At 67.5% G+C, this 19,560-nt stretch carries 15 protein-coding genes; all 15 read left to right on the forward strand.

What is annotated here, in order from left to right; all coding sequences use genetic code 11:
* Positions 1 to 957, forward strand: a 957-nt coding sequence (serA, locus tag ACK59X_RS17700) for a phosphoglycerate dehydrogenase (RefSeq protein WP_409959272.1), incomplete at its 5' end; no start/stop codon positions are given.
* Between the two features lie 441 nt (positions 958 to 1,398).
* Positions 1,399 to 3,849: a poly-beta-1,6 N-acetyl-D-glucosamine export porin PgaA gene (pgaA, locus tag ACK59X_RS17705; RefSeq protein ID WP_409959274.1), complete on the forward strand. Its 2,451-nt coding sequence runs from the start codon at positions 1,399 to 1,401 to the stop codon at positions 3,847 to 3,849.
* Between the two features lie 10 nt (positions 3,850 to 3,859).
* Positions 3,860 to 5,860, forward strand: coding sequence for a poly-beta-1,6-N-acetyl-D-glucosamine N-deacetylase PgaB (gene pgaB / locus ACK59X_RS17710; protein ID WP_409959276.1), 2,001 nt, complete (start codon positions 3,860 to 3,862; stop codon positions 5,858 to 5,860).
* Positions 5,860 to 7,209 (forward strand): poly-beta-1,6-N-acetyl-D-glucosamine synthase, encoded by a 1,350-nt coding sequence (gene pgaC, locus ACK59X_RS17715; RefSeq protein ID WP_409959372.1) that lies wholly within the window; start codon positions 5,860 to 5,862, stop codon positions 7,207 to 7,209. Before pgaB ends, pgaC begins: the two co-directional genes overlap by 1 nt.
* Positions 7,206 to 7,697, forward strand: a complete 492-nt coding sequence (pgaD, locus tag ACK59X_RS17720; RefSeq protein WP_409959278.1) for a poly-beta-1,6-N-acetyl-D-glucosamine biosynthesis protein PgaD — start codon at positions 7,206 to 7,208, stop codon at positions 7,695 to 7,697. Before pgaC ends, pgaD begins: the two co-directional genes overlap by 4 nt.
* A 110-nt stretch (positions 7,698 to 7,807) precedes the next feature.
* Positions 7,808 to 11,722, forward strand: a complete 3,915-nt coding sequence (locus tag ACK59X_RS17725; protein WP_409959280.1) for a DUF3683 domain-containing protein — start codon at positions 7,808 to 7,810, stop codon at positions 11,720 to 11,722.
* Positions 11,719 to 12,153, forward strand: coding sequence for an HIT family protein (locus tag ACK59X_RS17730; protein WP_409959282.1), 435 nt, complete (start codon positions 11,719 to 11,721; stop codon positions 12,151 to 12,153). The genes ACK59X_RS17725 and ACK59X_RS17730 overlap by 4 nt, the downstream gene beginning before the upstream one ends.
* Positions 12,154 to 12,213: 60 nt before the next feature.
* Positions 12,214 to 12,645, forward strand: a complete 432-nt coding sequence (locus ACK59X_RS17735) for a gamma-butyrobetaine hydroxylase-like domain-containing protein (RefSeq protein ID WP_409959284.1) — start codon at positions 12,214 to 12,216, stop codon at positions 12,643 to 12,645.
* A 217-nt stretch (positions 12,646 to 12,862) separates the two neighbouring features.
* Positions 12,863 to 13,594, forward strand: coding sequence for a bifunctional demethylmenaquinone methyltransferase/2-methoxy-6-polyprenyl-1,4-benzoquinol methylase UbiE (ubiE, locus tag ACK59X_RS17740; RefSeq protein WP_409959286.1), 732 nt, complete (start codon positions 12,863 to 12,865; stop codon positions 13,592 to 13,594).
* Positions 13,595 to 13,629: 35 nt separating this feature from the next.
* Entirely contained in the window at positions 13,630 to 14,691 is a 1,062-nt protein-coding gene (locus ACK59X_RS17745) for a Tim44 domain-containing protein (protein ID WP_409959288.1), read from the forward strand.
* 75 nt (positions 14,692 to 14,766) lie between these two features.
* Positions 14,767 to 15,411 carry an SCP2 domain-containing protein gene (locus ACK59X_RS17750; RefSeq protein WP_409959289.1) on the forward strand — a complete coding sequence of 215 codons (645 nt, stop codon included), beginning with the start codon at positions 14,767 to 14,769 and terminating at the stop codon, positions 15,409 to 15,411.
* A complete protein-coding gene (gene ubiB, locus ACK59X_RS17755; RefSeq protein WP_409959291.1) occupies positions 15,408 to 16,991 on the forward strand; it encodes a ubiquinone biosynthesis regulatory protein kinase UbiB in 1,584 nt (527 codons plus the stop codon). Before ACK59X_RS17750 ends, ubiB begins: the two co-directional genes overlap by 4 nt.
* A 42-nt stretch (positions 16,992 to 17,033) precedes the next feature.
* Entirely contained in the window at positions 17,034 to 18,479 is a 1,446-nt protein-coding gene (locus ACK59X_RS17760; RefSeq protein WP_409959293.1) for a sodium:solute symporter family protein, read from the forward strand.
* Between the two features lie 94 nt (positions 18,480 to 18,573).
* Positions 18,574 to 18,918, forward strand: coding sequence for an FmdB family zinc ribbon protein (locus ACK59X_RS17765; protein WP_409959374.1), 345 nt, complete (start codon positions 18,574 to 18,576; stop codon positions 18,916 to 18,918).
* 8 nt (positions 18,919 to 18,926) lie between these two features.
* Entirely contained in the window at positions 18,927 to 19,547 is a 621-nt protein-coding gene (locus ACK59X_RS17770) for a DUF502 domain-containing protein (RefSeq protein ID WP_409959295.1), read from the forward strand.
* The last annotated feature ends 13 nt before the right edge of the window (positions 19,548 to 19,560 follow it).

A 19,560-nucleotide genomic window follows, 5' to 3' on the forward strand; every position in this document is an offset into this window, starting at 1 on the left:
GACGCCGCGCGCGAGCGCGGTATCGCGGTGTTCAACGCCCCGTACTCCAACACCCGCTCGGTGGCTGAGCTGGTGCTGGCCGAAGCCATCCTGCTGCTGCGTGGCGTTCCGGAAAAAAATGCCGTGGCGCACCGCGGCGGCTGGCTCAAATCGGCCGACAACGCCTATGAGAGCCGCGGCCAGACCCTGGGCATCGTCGGCTACGGCTCCATCGGCACCCAGCTCTCGGTGCTGGCCGAGGCCATGGGCATGCATGTCGCCTTCTTCGACGTGGTCAACAAGCTGCCCCTGGGCAATGCGCGCCAGGTGCACAAGCTGCACGACCTGCTGGCGCAAAGCGACATCGTGAGCCTGCACGTGCCTGAACTGCCGTCCACCCAGTGGATGATCGGCGCGGCCGAGATCGCGGCCATGAAGCCGGGCGGCATCCTGATCAATGCCGCACGCGGCACGGTGGTCGAGATCGAGCCGCTGGCCGAGGCGCTCAAGGCGCGCAAGCTGCTGGGTGCCGCCATCGACGTCTTCCCGGTGGAGCCACGCACCAACAAGGACGAGTTCCAGTCCCCCCTGCGCGGGCTGGACAACGTGATCCTCACGCCGCACGTGGGCGGCTCCACCATGGAGGCGCAGGCCAACATCGGCCTGGAAGTGGCCGAGAAGCTGGTGAAGTACAGCGACAACGGCACCAGCACCTCGTCGGTCAACTTCCCCGAGGTGGCGCTGCCCGCCCACCCGGGCAAGCACCGCCTGCTGCACATCCACCGCAACGTGCCGGGCGTGCTGTCCGAGATCAACCGCATCTTCTCGGACAACCAGATCAACATCTCGTCCCAGTACCTGCAGACCAACGAGAAGATCGGCTACGTGGTGATCGACATCGACGCCGCCTCGTCCGACCTGGCGCTGGACAAGTTGGCCCAGGTGGGCGGCACGCTGCGCACGCGCGTGCTGTTCTGATGGAAAGCTGAGGGCGCGGGGCCGCTGCCGGCAGCACTGGCCCTGGCGCGGCTGTGGCGTGGGCAGCGCCATGCGGGGCAATGGCTGACTCTTGTACAGTGCGTTTCCGACATGCCGGGCGCGGCGCCCGGACAGAATAGTTAACAGTCCGAAACCTCCGCATTGGTGGGTTCCCCTGTCATTATTGCTGCATGGTCCTGTTACACATCCAGTCGCCCAATCCGTCCGTATGGAGGGCATGTGCACTCCATACGACAGACGTTTTGCCTCTCCTCGCACCTGCTATAAAATCTTGCACTTCACACAAATTCTTACAAAAGGATTTGTGAAGCCCTTTCGCACGCCGGTGCCTGCCACCGGGTCCATTGCGAGAGGCGGCCCTCCAGGCGTTGCCTGCGACGGTCCGTGCACGCACCTGTTCCGCTGAATCCTCGTTGCCCTATGTCCGGGAAATCGTTTTCTCATGGTGTGCCTGCGCGCCAGACCCTGCAAGCTGCCCTGGCCGCCGGTGCCCTGGCCTGCGTGCTGGCGCATGCGGCCACCTTGCCGGCCGAGGCCTATGACGCGCTGGTGCGCCGCGCACGCAGCGGCGACACCGCGCCAGCCCTGGAATATTTGCGCCAGGAGCCATTGGCGCGGCCCGATGCCGCGCGCCTGGTCGCCGACTGGATCGACATCGCCGGCTGGGCCCGGCTCGACGAGGAAGTGGTGCAGGTGTACCGCGAGCACGGTGCCCGGCGCGAACTGCCGGTGAGCACACTGGCCAACGTGGCCCTGGCCCACCGCAACCTGCGGCAATGGGATGAGGCCCTGGCCCTGTATGCGCGCGCGCTGGCGCTCAAGCCGGAAGACCCGCAGTTGCGCATCGGCGAGATCCAGGTGCTGGCCGACGCCGGACGCGACCCCGACGCGCAGGCCAAGGCCCTGGCCCTGGTGGCCGACGCCCCCATGGTGGCGCGCCGGCGCCTGGCGCTGGCCTACGTGCACACGGCCGCGCGCCGCTTCCATGCGGCGCTGGCCGAGACCAGCCGCGCGCGCTCGCTGGCGCCCGATGACGCTGGCGTGGAGTCTGCCTATGCCGACGCGCTGCAGTCCGCCGGGCTGCCCATGGAGGCGCAGGAACTCGTGGACGCCAGGCCCTCCTTGCTGGGCAGCCCGCAAAAGCGCCGGTTGCTGGGCGACATCGGGGCGGAGCTGGTGCGCCTGTCCTTCTCTCCCGCCCGGGGCGAGAGCCAGCGCTTTGCGCTGGCAGACCGCGCGCTGGCCTTCTACGAGCCGGTGCTGACCCAACTGCGCACCGACCCGGAGGCGCTTCGCGACGTGCAGCGCATGCGCATCGACCGCATCGGCGCCCTCACGGTGCGCGCCCGCATGGACACTGCGGTGTCCGAATACGAGGCCCTGCGGCGCGACGGTGTGCCCGTGCCCGACTACGCGCTGCGCTGGGTGGCCGGTGCCTACCTCTACCTGCGCCAGGCCGAGGCGGCGCGCCGGCTCTACAGCGAACTGCGCGAGCGCCACAAGGCCGATCCCGTGGGCAGCGCGGGCGATGCCTCCGGCCTGTTCTACGCGCTGGTGGAGGTCGAAGCCATGGACCAGGCCGTGGCGCTGGCCGACGGCACGGCGCAGACCCTGGCAAAGATTCCCTCGGGCCTGGGCGCCTGGGCCGGCGCGGCCATGGAAGCCGCCCAGGCGCACAGCTTCTCGGACGACACGCCCGAAGCCCAGCTGCGCTTCGAGCGCATGGTCACCATGGCCCCGGGCAACCTGGGCGCGCGCATCGCGCTGGCCGGCGTGTACCGCGGCCGTGCCTGGCCGCGGCGCGCCGAAGAAGAGCTCAAGATGGTCGAGGCCATGGAGCCGCGCGCGCTCTCGCTGGAGTTGCAGCAGGGTTTCACCGCGCTGGACCTGCAGGAATGGGCCCAGGCCGATGCACTGGCCGACGACGTGATGGCGCGCTACCCCGAGAACCTGCAAGCGCAGCGCCTGGACCGGGTGCGCCGCGTCTACCGCATGCCCGAATTGCGCATCTCGGGCTACCGCGGGCTTTCTTCGAGCCCCAACCCGTCCACCGGCAACGGCGACTACGGCATCGACACCGCGGTCTACAGCGCGCCCATCAAGGACAACTGGCGCGTCTTCGCCGGTTACGGCTTCGGCAGCGGCGATTTCCGCGAAGGGCGCGGCCTGCACCGCACCGTGCGCACCGGGGCCGAATGGCGCGGGCGCGACAACACGGCAGAGGGCGAAGTGTCCAGCCACGACTTCGGCTACGGCCACCGCACCGGGCTGCGGCTCGAAGCGCGGCACGAATTCAGCGACCAGTGGCAGGTCAGCGGTGCAGCGGAGCGCATTTCGCGCGATACGCCCCTGCGCGCACTGCGCAGCGACATCACCGCCAACAGCGCCACCGCGGGCCTGCGCTGGCGTGCAAACGAACGGCGCGAGTGGAATCTCACACTCGGAGCGCTCGACTACTCCGATGGCAACCGCCGCACCTCCTTCGGCATCGTGGGGCGCGAGCGCATCTTCACGCGCTACGGGCTCTATGGCGATCTGGTGCTGGAGCTATCGCGCTCGCGCAACAGCCAGCCGGGCGGCCCGTACTTTGCGCCCGAGTCCGACTGGTTCGCGATGCCCACACTGGACGTGCAACACGTCTTGTACCGCCACTACCAGACGGAGTGGCGCCAGCGCTTCCAGCTGGGGGTGGGCTCCTACGGCCAGCGGGGCTACAGCACCGGTGGAGTCGCCACCTTCGGCTATGGCCAGCGCCTGCGCATGAACGACACCTTCGAGCTGGGCCTGGCGTTCTCCATCACCCGCCGCCCCTATGACGGTGTGGACGAGAACATCCGGCGCGCCGCGTTCGACCTTCTTTACAAATTCTGAGGCCTCCTCGATGATTCCCGCGTTCCTTCGCCTCGCTGCCCTGCTCGCCATCGCAGCGCTGGTGTCCGCCTGCGCAGGCACCGCGCAGCCCTTCGTGCACCCGCGCGACCGCGCCCTGCCCGAGGCCGACCGCCCCTGGCCGGCCAACAGTTTCGTGACCGTGGCCTACCACGACGTGCAGGACGGCGAGGGCGACCCGCGCTACCTGGGCGTGCGCACCGAGCGGCTGGTGGCGCACTTCGGCTGGCTGCGCGAGAACGGCTACCAGCCCGTCTCGGTCGACCAGATCCTGGCCGCGCGCGATGGCGGCAAACCCCTGCCCCCCAAGGCCGTGCTGCTGACCTTCGACGACGGCTACCGCAGCTTCTACGACCGTGTGTTCCCGCTGCTCAAGGCCACCGGCTGGCCCGCCGTGCTGGCGCCGGTCGGCGCCTGGCTGGACGCCCCGGCGGACCAGCCCGTGGACTTCGGCGGCCTGCCCACGCCGCGCGAGCGTTTCGCCACCTGGGCGCAGGTGGCGGAGATGGCGGCCTCCGGCCTGGTGGAGGTGGGTGCGCACACCGACGACCTGCACGAAGGCGTGCTGGCCAACCCGCAGGGCAACACCCAGCCCGCCGCAGCCACGCGCCAGTACGATCCGGCCACCACCACGTATGAAAGCGACGAGGCCTTCACCCGGCGCCTGGAGGCCGACGTGGTGGCCATCACGGCCAAGATCCGCAAGGTGACCGGCAAATCCCCCCGGGTCTGGATCTGGCCCTACGGCGCCGCCAACGGCACGGCCCTGGCGGTGGTCAAGCGCCATGGCTACCAGATCGCCGCCACGCTCGACGAGGGCATGGGCCACACCGCCAACCTGTACAACACGCCGCGCCTGCTGGTGACGGGCGACCCTTCGGTGGACCAGTTCGCCTCGGCCGTCATCTCCACCCAGGAGCACCGCGTGCTGCGCGTGGCCCACGTGGACCTCGACTACCTGTACGACGAAGACCCGGCCCAGCAGGCGCGCAACTTCGACCACCTGGTGCAGCGCATCTCGGACCTGCGCGTGAACACGGTGTTCCTGCAGGCCTTCTCCGATGCGCAGGGCGACGGCACGGTGCACACCCTGTACTACCCCAACCGCTGGCTGCCCATGCGCGCCGACCTGTTCAACCGCGTGGCCTGGCAGCTGCGCACACGCACGCGCGTGGCGGTGTACGCCTGGATGCCGGTTCTGGCGTTCGATCTCGACCCGGCGCTGCCGCGCGTGCTGCGCCTGGACGCCCAGGGCCAGGTGAGCGCCGACACCGGCCAGTACCGGCGCCTGTCGCCCTTCGACGCCACGGTGCGCTCGCGCATCACCGACCTGTACGAAGACCTGGCCAAGAGCGCCTGGTTCGATGGCGTGCTGTTCCACGACGATGCGCTGCTTTCCGACTTCGAGGATGGCAGCGCCGTGGCGCTGGCCGCCTACCGCCAGGCCGGCCTGCCCGGCACCGTGGCCGAGCTGCGTGCCGACCCGGCCGTGCACCGGCGCTGGACGCGCTTCAAAACGCGCGCATTGACCGACTTCACCCTGCACCTGGCGGAGCGCGTGCGCGCCATCCGCGGGCCCCAGGTCAAGACGGCACGCAACATCTTCGCCATGCCCATGCTCGCGCCCGAGAGCGAGGAATGGTTTGCGCAGAACCTGGACGACTTCCTCGCCTCCTACGACTGGACCGCGCCCATGGCGATGCCGCTCATGGAGAAGGTGCCCGAAGGCGAGGCCGACGCCTGGCTGGACCGCGTGGTGGACAGCATCACGCGCCGCCCGGGCGCGGTGGACCGCACCATCTTCGAGCTGCAGGCCGTGGATTGGCGCACCGGCCAGCCGGTGGCCAGCGAGCGCCTGGCGCATTGGATGCGCCGGCTGCAGGTGCGTGGCGCGCGCAGCTTCGGCTACTATCCCGACAACTTCATCACCGGCGTGCCCAGCGTCGAGGTGATGCGTCCGGTGCTGTCCAACAGCGGGGCCATGCAGCCATGATTATGCACCGCGCCATCGCGCTGGCGGTGCTGGCACTCATCATCGGCGGCCCGCTCGGGCTGCAGATGCTGTTCACCAGCGACGCGGTGCTGGACTTCGTGTTCCTGTACCCGCTGTTCATGTCGGGCATCTGGATCGCCGGCGGCCTGTACTACTTGATGCACTGGGAGCGACACTGGGCCTGGGGGCCCGACGTGCTGCCGCCTGAACTCGCGGGCCAGCCCCTGGTGTCCATTCTTGTGCCCTGCTACAACGAGGGCGACAACGCTGCCGACACGCTGGGCGCGGCGCTGGCCCAGCGCTACCCGAACATCGAGGTCATCGCCATCAACGACGGCTCGCGCGACAACACGGGCGAGGTGCTAGATGCGCTGGCCGCGGAGCACCCGCGCCTGCGCGTGGTGCACCTGGCACAGAACCAGGGCAAGGCCATCGGCCTGCAGATGGGCGCGGCCGCCGCGCGCAGCGAATACCTGGTGTGCATCGACGGCGACGCGCTGCTCGACCGCGATGCCGTGGCCTACCTGGTGGCGCCGCTGATCAACAACCCGCGCGTGGGCGCCGTCACGGGCAATCCGCGCATCCGCACGCGCTCCACGCTGGTGGGGCGCATCCAGGTGGGTGAGTTCTCGTCCATCATCGGGCTCATCAAGCGCACGCAGCGCGTGTACGGGCAGGTGTTCACGGTGTCGGGCGTGGTGGCGGCGTTTCGCCGGCGCGCGCTCGATGACGTGGGCTACTGGAGCCCGGACATGATCACCGAGGACATCGACATCAGCTGGAAGCTGCAAAAGCGCCACTGGTCGATCTTCTTCGAGCCGCGTGCGCTGTGCTGGATCCTCATGCCGGAGACGCTGCGCGGCCTGTGGAAGCAGCGCCTGCGCTGGGCGCAGGGCGGTGCCGAGGTGTTCCTCAAGAACCTGCGCGGCATGTGGAACTGGCGCAACCGCCGCATGTGGCTGTTGATGCTGGAGTTCTGCATGTCCACCGGCTGGGCCTTCATGTTCGCGCTGACCATCGTGCTGTACCTGCTGGGCAAGCTGTTCGAGATGCCCGACAACCTGTTCGTGCCCCGGCTCATGCCGCCGTCCTTCACCGGGCTGGTGCTGTCGGTCACCTGCCTGCTGCAGTTCGCGGTGAGCGTGTCCATCGAGCGGCGCTACGAGCCCGGCATCCGCAGCACGCTGTTCTGGATGATCTGGTACCCCGTGGTGTTCTGGATGCTCAGCCTGTTCACCACCCTGATGAGCTTCCCCAAGGTCATGCTGCGCTCCAAGCAGGCGCGTGCGCGCTGGGTCAGCCCCGACCGCGGCATTGCCAGCGCCAGCGCCAAGGGCCCTGCGCCATGAACGGCCCATTGATCCATACCCGCCAGGGCGGGCTGATGCGCCTGGTCGACGTGCTGGCCACGCTGCTGGCCTGGGCAGGCTTTCTTTACCTGTTCGCGCGCGGCATCCTGGCCATGATGCGCTACCAGGGGCCGGATGTGGCCTCGCGGCTGGAGCTGCTGCATGCCACCATCGACACGCTGGGCTGGTACATCGTGATCGCCCTGTTCAACGCCAGCGTGCTGGCCACCTGGGCCCTCTACAACCAGATCCGCCGCCGGGTGGAGCGCCGCGGCAAGATCCCTGCGCTCGATGACGACAAGCTCGCGGCCAGCTTTCGCCTCACGCCGCAGTTGCTGCGTGCACTGCGCTCGGGGCAGGTCATCGTGGTGCACAACGACGAGCACGGCGGTATTGCCGACGTGGTGGCGCGCACCATCCCGGGCATGCTGCCGCATCCGGGCCCCGCGAACGACGCCCTCGGCCAAGGCGCTCACCAGCGCGCCTAGGCGGGCTCTGCGACCCCGGATGCCCCGTCCCGGGCAGTCCGCGGGCGGGTGGCATAAAATCACGCCCCCGAGGCTCATGGGCGCGCAGCGCCCACCCCAGGTAGACCCCCATGAATGTTCCGATAGCGTTGGCTGCCTTGCAGACGCAGGCCGCCGAGCCTGTGCGTCTGCGCGAGATCCCCTACAACTACACCTCGTTCTCCGACCGGGAGATCGTGATCCGCCTGCTCGGATCCCCGGCCTGGGAGGTGCTCGACCAGCTGCGCAAGGAACGGCGCACCGGGCGCTCCGCCCGCATGCTGTACGAAGTGCTGGGCGACATCTGGGTGGTGCAGCGCAACCCCTACCTGCAGGATGACCTGCTGGACAACCCCGGCAGGCGCAAGCAGCTGGTGGAGGCCCTGCAGCACCGCCTGGCCGAGATCGACAAGCGCCGCACCCCGGGCGACGACGCCGGGCGCGACCGCCTGGTGGGCGAGCTGGTGCAGGCCGCGGGCCAGGCCGTGGCCGCCTTCAACGCCACCTTCGTGCAGGCCGGCGAGCTGCGCCGGCGCATCCAGCGCACGCTGGGGCGCCTGACGGCCAAGGACAACATCAAGTTCGACGGCCTCTCGCGCGTGTCCCACGTGACGGACGCGACCGACTGGCGCGTGGAGTACCCGTTTGTCGTGCTGGTGCCCGACACCGAAGCCGAGATGGCGCTGCTGGTCAAGGGCTGCATCGAGCTGGGGCTGACCATCCTCCCGCGCGGGGGCGGCACCGGCTACACCGGCGGGGCCATCCCGCTGACCTGGAAGAGCGTGGTCATCAACACCGAGAAGCTCGAAGCCATGACCGAGGTGGAGATGCGCCGCCTGCCGGGCATGGACCGCGATGTGGGCACGGTGTGGACCGAGGCCGGCGTGGTCACCCAGCGCGTGGCCGACGCCGCCGAGCGCGCGGGCTTCGTCTTCGCCGTGGACCCGACCAGCGCCGAGGCCTCGTGCATCGGCGGCAACATCGCCATGAACGCAGGCGGCAAGAAGGCCGTGCTGTGGGGCACGGCCCTGGACAACCTGGCCAGCTGGCGCATGGTGACGCCCGAAGCCCAGTGGCTTGAAGTGACCCGCCTGGACCACAACATGGGCAAGATCCACGACGTGGAGACTGCCACCTTCGAGCTGCAGTATTTCGAGGCCGACGGCAAGACACCGGTGCGCACCGAGCAGCTCGCCATCCCGGGCCGCACCTTCCGCAAGGAAGGCCTGGGCAAGGACGTGACCGACAAGTTCCTCTCGGGCCTGCCGGGCATCCAGACGGAGGGCTGCGACGGCCTGATTACCAGCGCGCGCTGGGTGGTGCACCGCATGCCCGAGCACACGCGCACCGTGTGCATGGAGTTCTTCGGCAACGCCAAGGACGCGGTGCCTAGCATTGTCGAAATCAAGGACTACATGTTCGCCGAGCAGAAGCGCTCGGGCGTGCTGCTGGCGGGCCTGGAACACCTGGACGACCGTTACCTGAAGGCCGTGGGCTACGCCACCAAGAGCAAGAAGGGCAACGGCGGCCTGCCCAAGATGGTGCTGATCGGCGACATCGCCGGTGACAACGCCGACGAGGTGGCGCGTGTGACCAGCGAGGTGGTGCGCATCGCCAACTCGCGCAATGGCGAGGGTTTCATCGCCATCAGCCCCGAGGCGCGCAAGAAATTCTGGCTCGACCGCAAGCGCACGGCTGCCATCAGCCGCCACACCAACGCCTTCAAGATCAACGAGGACGTGGTGATTCCGCTGCCGCGCATGGCCGAGTACACCGACGGCATCGAGCGCATCAACATCGAGCTGTCGCTGCAAAACAAGATCAAGCTGTGCGATGCGCTCACCGACTTCTTCGAGCGCGGCAACCTGCCCCTCGGAAAGCAGGACGACGCCAATGAAATCCCCTCGGCCGAGCTGCTCGAGGACCGCGTGGCCCAGGCCATCGCCCTGGTGGCCGAAGTGCGCACGCTGTGGGCCACCTGGCTGCAGAACGTGGACAGCCTGTTCCCCCAATTGCAGGACCACACCCTGCGCGCGAGCTGGAAGACCCAGATTCGCGCGCCCCTCTCGGGCATCTTTGCCGGGGCAGCCTTCAAGCCCATCCTCGACGAAGCCACGGCCATCCACAAGCGCGTGCTCAAGGGCCGCGTCTGGGTGGCGCTGCACATGCACGCAGGCGACGGCAACGTGCACACCAACCTGCCGGTCAACAGCGACGACTACGAGATGCTGCAGACCGCGCACGGCGCGGTGGAGCGCATCATGGTGCTGGCGCGCAGCCTGGATGGCGTGATCTCGGGCGAACACGGCATCGGCATCACCAAGCTCGAATTCCTCACCGACGAGGAGCTGCGCCCGTTTGCCGAGTACAAGCAGCGAGTCGACCCCGAGGGCCGCTTCAACAAGGGCAAGCTCTTGCGCGATGCCGCGCCGGTGCTGGCCATGGATGCCACCCCCGGCGGCCAGGCGCGCGATCCGGCGCTGCTGCATGCGGACCTGACCAACGCCTACACGCCGAGCTTCGGCCTCATGGGGCACGAGTCGCTGATCATGCAGCAGAGCGACATCGGCGCGATCGCCGATTCGGTCAAGGACTGCCTGCGCTGCGGCAAGTGCAAGCCCGTGTGCGCGACGCACGTGCCGCGCGCCAACCTGCTGTACAGCCCGCGCAACAAGATCCTGGCCACCTCGCTGCTGGTCGAGGCCTTCCTCTACGAAGAGCAGACCCGCCGCGGCGTGAGCATCAAGCACTGGCAGGAGTTCGAGGACGTGGCCGACCACTGCACGGTGTGCCACAAGTGCGAGAGCCCCTGCCCGGTGAAGATCGACTTCGGCGATGTCACCATGAACATGCGCAACCTGCTGCGCAAGATGGGCAAGAAGACCTTCCGCCCCGGCAATGCGCTGGCGATGACCATGCTCAACGCCACCAACCCCGAGACCATCAAGTTCATGCGCAGCGCCATGGTGGACGTGGGCTTCAAGGCCCAGCGCGTGGCCGTGGACCTGCTGCGCAAGGTGGGCCGCAAGCAGACCGCCAAGCCGCCGGCCACCGTGGGCACCGCTCCGGTCAAGGAGCAGGTGATCCACTTCATCAACAAGAAGCTGCCCGGCGGCCTGCCCAAGCGCACGGCGCGTGCGCTCTTGGACATCGAGGACAAGGATTACGTCCCCATCATCCGCAACCCCAAGGCCACCACGGCCGAGGCCGAGGCGGTGTTCTACTTCCCCGGTTGCGGCTCGGAGCGCCTGTTCAGCCAGGTGGGCCTGGCCACGCAGGCCATGCTCTGGCATGCGGGCGTGCAGACCGTGCTGCCGCCGGGCTACCTGTGCTGCGGCTACCCGCAGCGCGGCAGCGGCCAGTTCGACAAGGCCGAGAAGATGATCACCGATAACCGGGTGCTCTTCCACCGCGTGGCCAACACGCTCAACTACCTCGACATCAAGACCGTGGTGGTGAGCTGCGGCACCTGCTACGACCAGTTGCAGGGTTACGAGTTCGACAAGATCTTCCCGGGCAGCCGCATCATCGACATCCACGAGTACCTGCTGGAAAAGGGCATCGCCCTGCAGGGCAAGGGCGCCTACCTGTACCACGAGCCCTGCCACAGCCCCATGAAGCAGCAGGACGGCTTGAAGACCGTGAAAGCGCTGGTGGGCGAGCAGGTGCTCAAGAGCGAGCGCTGCTGCGGCGAATCGGGCACGTTGGGCGTGACGCGCCCGGACGTGTCCACCCAGATCCGCTTCCGCAAGGAAGAGGAAATCAAGAAGGGCGAGGCCGCGCTGCGCGCCAGCGGCGCCGTGGGTGCGCAGGACAACGTGAAGATCCTCACCAGCTGCCCGAGCTGTCTGCAGGGCCTGAACCGCTACCAGGACGATCTGAACAACGGCTTGCTCGAAGCCGACTACATCGTGGTCGAGATGGCACGCGAGATCCTGGGCGAGAACTGGATGCCCGAGTACGTCGAGCGCGCCAATGCCGGCGGCATCGAGCGGGTGCTCGTATGAGTGAACGCATTGCCTGCCCCCTGTGCGCCGCCGATGGCGGCACGCTGGTCTGGCGCGGCACTCGTCTGCGCGTGATCCGTGCGGACGAAGCGGGCTTCCCGGCCTTCTACCGCGTGGTGTGGAATGCCCATGCGGCCGAGTTTTCCGATCTTGCAGCGGCCGAGCGCATGTATTGCATGGAAGCCGTCACGGCGGTGGAGCAGGCGCTGCGCGACCATCTGGCGCCCACCAAGGTGAACCTGGCGGCGCTGGGCAACATGGTGCCGCACCTGCACTGGCACGTGATCGCGCGCTTTTCCTGGGACAGCCATTTCCCGGCACCGGTGTGGGCGCCTGCGCAGCGGCCCAGCCCAGAGGGTGAGGAGGCGGCACTGCGCGCGCGCCTGCCCGCCGTCGAGGCCGCGATGGTGGCAGCCCTTCAAAGGCTCTGAGTGGACAATGCGGGCCGGCGTGGCAGTCGTCGCCGCGCCGATTTTTTCGAGGTGGTATCCATGGCAGGTTTGAAAGCGGGTTCGCCCACGCCGCAGGCGCTCACGGTGCACGGCAAGTCGCGGGTGCTCGAAGTGGTGTTCTCGGACGGTGCGGCGTTCCGCATCCCGTTCGAGCTGATGCGCGTGTACTCGCCTTCGGCCGAAGTGCGGGGCCACGGTCCTGGCCAGGAGGTGCTGCAGACTGGCAAGCGCGACGTGACCCTCGACGGCCTGGAGCCCATTGGCAACTACGCCGTCAAGCCGGTCTTTTCGGACGGGCATGACACGGGCATCTTCACCTGGGACTACCTGTACGAGCTGGGCCAGCAGCAGGATGTGCTGTGGGCGCAGTACGAGAGCCGGCTGGCCGAGGCCGGCGTGGACCGCGATGCGCCCATGGGCACGGCTGCCAAGGGCCACAGCCACGGCGGCGGCGCTTGCAGTAGCCACTGACCCCGGCGCGCCGGCGCACCACTGTGGCCCGCGCGCACCATGCCGGAACCCGCGTGCCGGCTCCGGTTGCTCTTTTTATGATAGCAAACCGGGCGTTCATGGACAGGTGTTGCCTGCCTTTTGATGCCCATACTTCCAAAACCCTTGCGGCAGATGCCCCGTTTCAGTGCGGGGTTGTCGCTGTACCTGGGGCGCCCACGCGCCTAGCATGAATCCCATGAGCACCACCCACTTCGGTTTCCAGTCGGTCGACGAGCAGGACAAGGCACGCCACGTGCGCGGCGTGTTCGATTCGGTGGCGTCGAAATACGATGTCATGAACGACCTCATGTCGGCCGGCCTGCACCGCGCCTGGAAGGCCTACACCGTGATGGTGGCCAACCTGCGCGAAGGAAGCCAGGTGCTGGACATCGCGGGCGGCACGGGCGATCTGGCTCTGGCCTTCTCGAAGAAAGTGGGGGCCACCGGCCGCGTGGTGCATACCGACATCAACGAAGCCATGCTGCGCACCGGGCGCGACCGGCTGATCGATGCGGGCGTGGTGCTGCCCACCCTGGTCTGCGATGCCGAGAAGCTGCCGTTTCCCGATGCGCACTTCGACGTGGTGAGCGTGGCGTTTGGTTTGCGCAACATGACGCACAAGGATGTTGCGCTGAAAGAGATGTGCCGGGTGCTCAAGCCGGGTGGCAAGCTGCTGGTGCTGGAGTTCTCCAAGGTGGCCAAGCCGCTGACCAAGGCCTATGACTGGTATTCCTTCAAGGTGCTGCCGCAGCTGGGCAAACTCGTCGCCGGCGACGATGCCAGCTACCGCTACCTGGCCGAATCGATCCGCATGCACCCCAGCCAGGAAGAACTCAAAAGCCTCATGCAGCAAACTGGCTTTGGGCATGTGGACTATCACAACATGACTGGCGGCATAGTGGCCTTGCATGTTGGAATCAAGTGTTGAACGGCAAGGTCAGCCGTATACAAGATGGAGATGACATGATGAAACTGTGGTCTGTGGTTCTGGTGGCGATGCTGGCGTTCGCGCATGCGGATGCCGACGCCCGCCGCCTGGGTGGCGGCAATTCGGTGGGCAAGCAGTCCAGCAACGTGACGCAGCGCGAATCCGCGGCGCCCGGCGGCCCTGCCCAGAACGCCAACAACGCGGCCAAGCCGGCCACGCCGGCGTCGGCCCCTGCTGCCGCTGCAGCGCCCAAGAAACCCTGGGGCGCCATGCTCGGCGGCCTGGCTGCGGGCCTGGGCCTGGCCTGGCTGGCGAGTTCGCTGGGCCTGGGTGCAGGTTTCGGCAACATCCTGATGATCCTGCTGCTGGCCGTGGCCGCTTTCGCCATCTTCAAGATGGTCATGCGCATGCGCAACGGCGGCGGCAACCAGGGCGGTGCAGCCGCAGGCGGCTCGCCCTTTGCCTTCCAGGGCGCAGGTGCGGCCACGCCGGCCGCCGCCCAGGTGCCTCCGCAGTACAGCCCGAACAACGTCGGCAACGACGCATCGGCCCGTCCCTGGGAGCGCAACAGCATGGCTTTCGATGCGGCGCGTGCACAGCAGCCCGCTGCGGCTGGCGCTGCCGGTTCGGGCGTGGTGATCGGCTCCGGCCTGACCGGTGCCGCCGCCGGGGCAGGGGTTTCGGCCCTGGCCGGCTCGCAGAACTGGGGCGTGCCCGAGGGCTTCGACACGCCCGGCTTCCTGGCCGCTGCCAAGCGCAACTTCGTGACGCTGCAGGCCGCATGGGACCGCTCAGACATCTCCACCCTGCGCTCCATGATGACCGACAGCATGCTCGAAGAGATCCGCTCGCAGCTGGCCGAGCGCGAGACGCACCGCGGCGCCGAGCCCAACCACACCGACGTGGTGATGATCGAGGCGCAGCTTTTGGGCATCGAAGAGCTGGACGATGGCTACATGGCCAGCGTGGAGTTCTCGGGCATGATCCGCGAAGAACTCTCGGCCGGCCCGAGCCCCTTCCGCGAAGTGTGGAACATGACCAAGGCCAAGAGCGGTGCCAGCGGCTGGCTGGTGGCCGGCGTGCAGGCCCTGCAGTGATCGCGGCTTTGTAAATCACCTCGGATCGGCCCAAAACCCATGTTCTGGGCCGAGTTCAGGGAATAATCGGGGACTATGGCAACACAGTCCCCTTTTTCCTTCCTGGACGGCCTCTTCGAGCGCCTGACCGCAGGCCCGCAACCACCGCAATGGCTGGTGCACGAGGTGCAGCAGCGGCTGGTGCTGTTCCTGAACCATGTGCTCATGCAGGAACGGGAAGCCATGGACCGCCTGGTGCGCCAGCGCGGGCGCGTGGCGCGCGTGCAGTGGCGTGCGTTCTCCATGGCGCTGTTGATCACCCCGGCCGGCCTTTTGAACCTGGCCGCCGAAGGCGCGGTACCCGACCTGCAGCTGGAGATCACCGAAACCTCGCCCCTGGCCCTGGCCCAGGTGGCGCTGCGCGGCGACAAGCCCGCCATCCGCGTCGAGGGCGATGTGCAACTGGCGGCCGAGATCAACTGGCTGGTGGACAACGTGCGCTGGGACCTGGAAGAAGACCTCTCGCGCGTGGTGGGCGATGCACCGGCCCACACCATCAGCGAAGTGGCCCGCAAGGCCGCGCAGGCGCTGCGCCAGTTCGTGGGCTCGCGCGTGCCGCCGGCCGATGGTGGCAGCGGCCCCGCCGCTGCAGCGTACCCACCGGCACCAGCTCCGGCCCCCGTTCCGCCGGCGGGCGGTAGCAGCAGCACCAGCCCTGGCGCCGACCGGACCGGTCCATGAAGCAATTTCTCCGGGGTGCGTCCATCCTCTGGGTGGTGTTCCGCTATGGGCTCGATGGGCTGGTGCTCGACAGCTTCCAGAAGCCGTGGCTGCGTCTGGTCTCGCGCATCGTCTCCATCGGCCGCAACCTGGACGCCCCTCGCGGCCAGCGCCTGCGCGAGGCGCTGGAGCGCCTGGGGCCGATCTTCGTGAAATTCGGCCAGGTGCTGTCCACCCGGCGCGACCTGCTGCCGGCGGACATCGCCGACGAGTTGGCGCTGCTGCAGGACCGGGTGCCGCCGTTCCACTCCGACATCGCCATCGCCACCATCGAGCGCGCCTTCCGCCGGCCGGTGGACGAGGTGTTCACGCATTTCGACCGCGTGCCGGTGGCCAGTGCCTCGATTGCCCAGGTGCACTTCGCCACCCTGCGCGACAGCCACGGCATAGCGCGCGAAGTCGCCGTCAAGGTGCTGCGCCCGGGCATGCTGCCGGTGATCGAAAAGGACCTGGCGCTGATGCGCATGATGGCCGGCTGGGTGGAAGGCCTGTCGGCAGACGGCAAGCGCCTCAAGCCCCGCGAGGTGGTGGCCGAGTTCGACAACTACCTGCACGATGAGCTCGACCTGGTGCGCGAGGCCGCCAATGCCGCCCAGCTGCGCCGCAACATGGCCGGCCTGGACTTGGTGCTGATCCCCGAGATCTTCTGGGACTTCTGCCACGCCGAGGTGATGGTGATGCAACGCATGAACGGCGTGCCCATCAACCAGATCGAACGGCTGCGCGACGCCGGGGTGGACATTCCCAAGCTCGCGCGCGATGGCGTCACCATCTTCTTCACCCAGGTGTTCCGCGATGGCTTCTTCCATGCCGACATGCACCCGGGCAACATCCAGGTGAGCCTGGACGCCGCGACCTTCGGGCGCTATATCTCGCTCGATTTCGGCATCGTGGGCACGCTGACGGAGTTCGACAAGGAGTACCTGGCGCAGAACTTCACGGCCTTCTTCCGGCGCGACTACAAGCGCGTGGCCGAGCTGCACATCGAAAGCGGCTGGGTGCCGCCCGATACGCGGGTGAACGACCTCGAGTCGGCGATCCGCACCGTCTGCGAGCCGTACTTCGACCGGCCGCTCAAGGAAATCTCGCTGGGCATGGTGCTGATGCGCCTGTTCCAGACCTCGCGCCGCTTCCACGTGGAGATCCAGCCGCAATTGGTGCTGCTGCAGAAGACGCTGCTCAACATCGAGGGCCTGGGCCGCCAGCTCGACCCCGAACTCGACCTGTGGAGCACCGCCAAGCCCTTTCTCGAAAAATGGATGCTCGAGCAGATGGGGCCGCAGCGCCTGTGGCGCGAAATCCAGGCCGAGGGCCCGCACTTCGCCAAGATGCTGCCCGAGCTGCCGCGCCTGCTGCACGACTACCTGCGCAACCGGCCGCAGAACCACCGGCGCGAGCTGATGGAGCTGCTGGCCGAGCAAAAGCGCACCAACCGCCTGCTCAACGGCATCATCTACTCAGGCATCGGCTTTTTCCTGGGTTGGCTGTTCTTCATGCTGGTACAGCAGTTGCAAGTGCTGCAGCGCTTCCGGATTTTCTAGCCGTTCCCTTTTTCCACCCTTCGCGACATCGAGGAGCATGCCGTGCTGTTGACCCTGGTCATTGTCTATCTGTTGATCACCATTGCCATCGGCCTCGTGGCGGCCCGGCGCGTGAAGAACGCGGCGGACTTCGCCATCGCCGGGCGGCACCTGCCGCTGTACATGATCATCACCACCACCTTCGCCACGTGGTTCGGTTCGGAGACGGTGCTGGGCATCCCGGCCAAGTTCATCGAAGGAGGGCTGGGCAATGTGGTCGAGGACCCTTTCGGCGCGGGCTTCTGCCTGATCCTGGTGGGCCTGTTCTTCGCGGGCAAGCTCTACCGCATGACGCTCCTGACCATCAGCGACTACTACCGCGAGCGCTATGGCCGCCTGGTGGAGATCGTCTGCTCGCTGATCATCATGCTCAGCTACCTGGGCTGGGTGTCGGCGCAGGTCACGGCGCTGGGCCTGGTGTTCAACCTGCTCTCGGGCGGTGCCATCAGCATCCCCGTGGGCATGACCATTGGCGTGGTCTCCATCCTGGCCTACACACTGTTCGGCGGCATGTGGTCGGTGGCGGTGACCGACTTCATCCAGATGATCATCCTGGTGGTGGGCCTGGCCATCATCGCGGTGTTTGCGGGCAACATGGCCGGCGGGGCCGACAAGGTGATCGAGTTCGCGTCCAACCGGGAGCTGTTCCGCTTCCTGCCCGAGCCCAAGTTCCACGATGTGGTGTTCTTCATCGCTGCGGGCATCACCATGATGTTCGGCTCCATCCCGCAGCAGGACGTGTTCCAGCGCGTGATGTCGGCCAACAACATCCAGGCGGCCACGCGCGGTCCGGTGATCGGCGGTATCTGCTACATCCTGTTCGCCTTCGTGCCCATGTTCCTCGTGGCCAGCGCGCTCATCATCATGCCCGGCGAGACTGCGGCGCTGCTCAAGGAAGACCCACAGAAGGTGCTGCCCACCCTGGTGATGGCCAAGATGCCCTTCATCATGCAGGTGCTGTTCTTCGGCGCGCTGCTCTCTGCGCTCAAGTCCACGGCCTCGGCCACCCTGCTGGCGCCCAGCGTCACCTTCACCGAGAACATCTGGCGCCAGTTCCGCCCCACGATGACCGACAAGGAGCACCTGCGCACCATGCGCATCACCACCCTGGTGTTCAGCGGCTGCGTCCTGGCCTATGCCATCCGCATGCAGGGCACCTCCATCTACGAGCTGGTCTCGGGCGCCTACCAGGTACCGCTGGTGGGTGCGTTCGTGCCGCTGGTCGCGGGGCTGTACTGGAAGCGCTCCACCACGCAGGGTGCCATCCTGGCCATCGTGCTGGGCCTGGGAACCTGGCTGCTGCTGCTCAACACCCCCTGGGGCGAGGTGTTCCCGGCTCAGCTCGCAGGCCTGCTGGCTGCCATCGTGGGCATGGTGTTGGGCTCGATGGCGCCGCAAGTGCTGGCCAACCGCCACGCCGGCCACCACCGCATGGTGGGCGTGGAATAGGCCGCAGGGCCCCAAGGCGAGGGCCTGTACAAGGGGCAGCAGTGCACGCCTATAATTGAAGGTTTTGCACTTTGCCTTCAACGACACGCCCGACATGCCTATCTACGCCTACAAATGCAGCTCCTGCGGCCATGCCAAGGACGTGCTGCAAAAAATCTCCGACGCACCACTGACGGTGTGCCCGGCGTGCGGCGCCGAGGCGTTCTCCAAGCAGGTGACGGCTGCGGGCTTCCAGCTCAAGGGATCGGGCTGGTACGTGACGGACTTCCGTGGCGGCAACAACGGTGGAGGTGGCACCTCCGCACCCGCCACCGACGCCAAGGGCGGCGATGCTCCCGCGGCCGCGCCGGTCGCAAGCACGGATGCTGCCACCAAGAAAGACACCTCTTCCAGCACCAGCGCAGCGAGCGCCGGTGCAGCCTCCACCTCCAAAGACTGAGCCCGCCGATGCCCTCCCTGCGCAAATGGTTGTTCACCGGTCTGCTGGTCATCGTGCCCGGTGTCATCACCGCGTGGGTACTGCACTGGATCGTCAGCACGCTGGACCAGACCCTGCAGATACTGCCCGAGGCCTGGCAGCCCGACCGGGTGCTGGGCGTGCACGTGCCCGGCTTCGGCGTGGTGCTCACGCTGGCCATCCTGCTCGTGGTGGGGGCCATTGCCAGCAATTTCGCCGGCCGCAAGCTGGTGCAGTGGGGCGATGCCCTGGTGCACCGCATCCCGGTGGTGCGCTCGATCTACTCCAGTGTCAAGCAGGTCTCCGACACCCTGTTTTCCGAGAACGGCAACGCCTTTCGCAAGGCCGTGCTGGTTCAGTGGCCGCGCGAAGGCGTCTGGACGGTGGCCTTCGTGACCGGAGCACCCAACGGCGAGGTGGCGGCCTACCTGCGCGATGAATTCGTGAGCGTCTCCGTGCCCACCCCCCCCAATCCCCCGGGCGGCTATTTCGTGATGCTGCGCAAGAGCGACTGCGTCGAGCTCGACATGAGCGTGGATTCGGCGCTCAAGTACATTGTTTCGATGGGCGTGGTGGCTCCGGTCGATCCGACCCAGCTGCCTCCCAAGTAACCCTTTTTCTCTC

It is taken from the genome of Acidovorax sp., from assembly GCF_046339755.1.
Classification (GTDB): domain Bacteria; phylum Pseudomonadota; class Gammaproteobacteria; order Burkholderiales; family Burkholderiaceae_C; genus Acidovorax.

Excerpts from the sequence above, each read along its gene's own strand:
- pgaA (WP_409959274.1), top strand. The coding sequence starts at position 1,399 with ATGTCCGGGAAATCGTTTTCTCATGGTGTGCCTGCGCGCCAGACCCTG.
- pgaB (WP_409959276.1), top strand. The coding sequence starts at position 3,860 with ATGATTCCCGCGTTCCTTCGCCTCGCTGCCCTGCTCGCCATCGCAGCG.
- pgaD (WP_409959278.1), top strand. The coding sequence starts at position 7,206 with ATGAACGGCCCATTGATCCATACCCGCCAGGGCGGGCTGATGCGCCTG.
- ACK59X_RS17725 (WP_409959280.1), top strand. The coding sequence starts at position 7,808 with ATGAATGTTCCGATAGCGTTGGCTGCCTTGCAGACGCAGGCCGCCGAG.
- ACK59X_RS17730 (WP_409959282.1), top strand. The coding sequence starts at position 11,719 with ATGAGTGAACGCATTGCCTGCCCCCTGTGCGCCGCCGATGGCGGCACG.
- ACK59X_RS17735 (WP_409959284.1), top strand. The coding sequence starts at position 12,214 with ATGGCAGGTTTGAAAGCGGGTTCGCCCACGCCGCAGGCGCTCACGGTG.
- ubiE (WP_409959286.1), top strand. The coding sequence starts at position 12,863 with ATGAGCACCACCCACTTCGGTTTCCAGTCGGTCGACGAGCAGGACAAG.
- ACK59X_RS17745 (WP_409959288.1), top strand. The coding sequence starts at position 13,630 with ATGATGAAACTGTGGTCTGTGGTTCTGGTGGCGATGCTGGCGTTCGCG.
- ACK59X_RS17750 (WP_409959289.1), top strand. The coding sequence starts at position 14,767 with ATGGCAACACAGTCCCCTTTTTCCTTCCTGGACGGCCTCTTCGAGCGC.
- ubiB (WP_409959291.1), top strand. The coding sequence starts at position 15,408 with ATGAAGCAATTTCTCCGGGGTGCGTCCATCCTCTGGGTGGTGTTCCGC.
- ACK59X_RS17765 (WP_409959374.1), top strand. The coding sequence starts at position 18,574 with ATGCCTATCTACGCCTACAAATGCAGCTCCTGCGGCCATGCCAAGGAC.
- ACK59X_RS17770 (WP_409959295.1), top strand. The coding sequence starts at position 18,927 with ATGCCCTCCCTGCGCAAATGGTTGTTCACCGGTCTGCTGGTCATCGTG.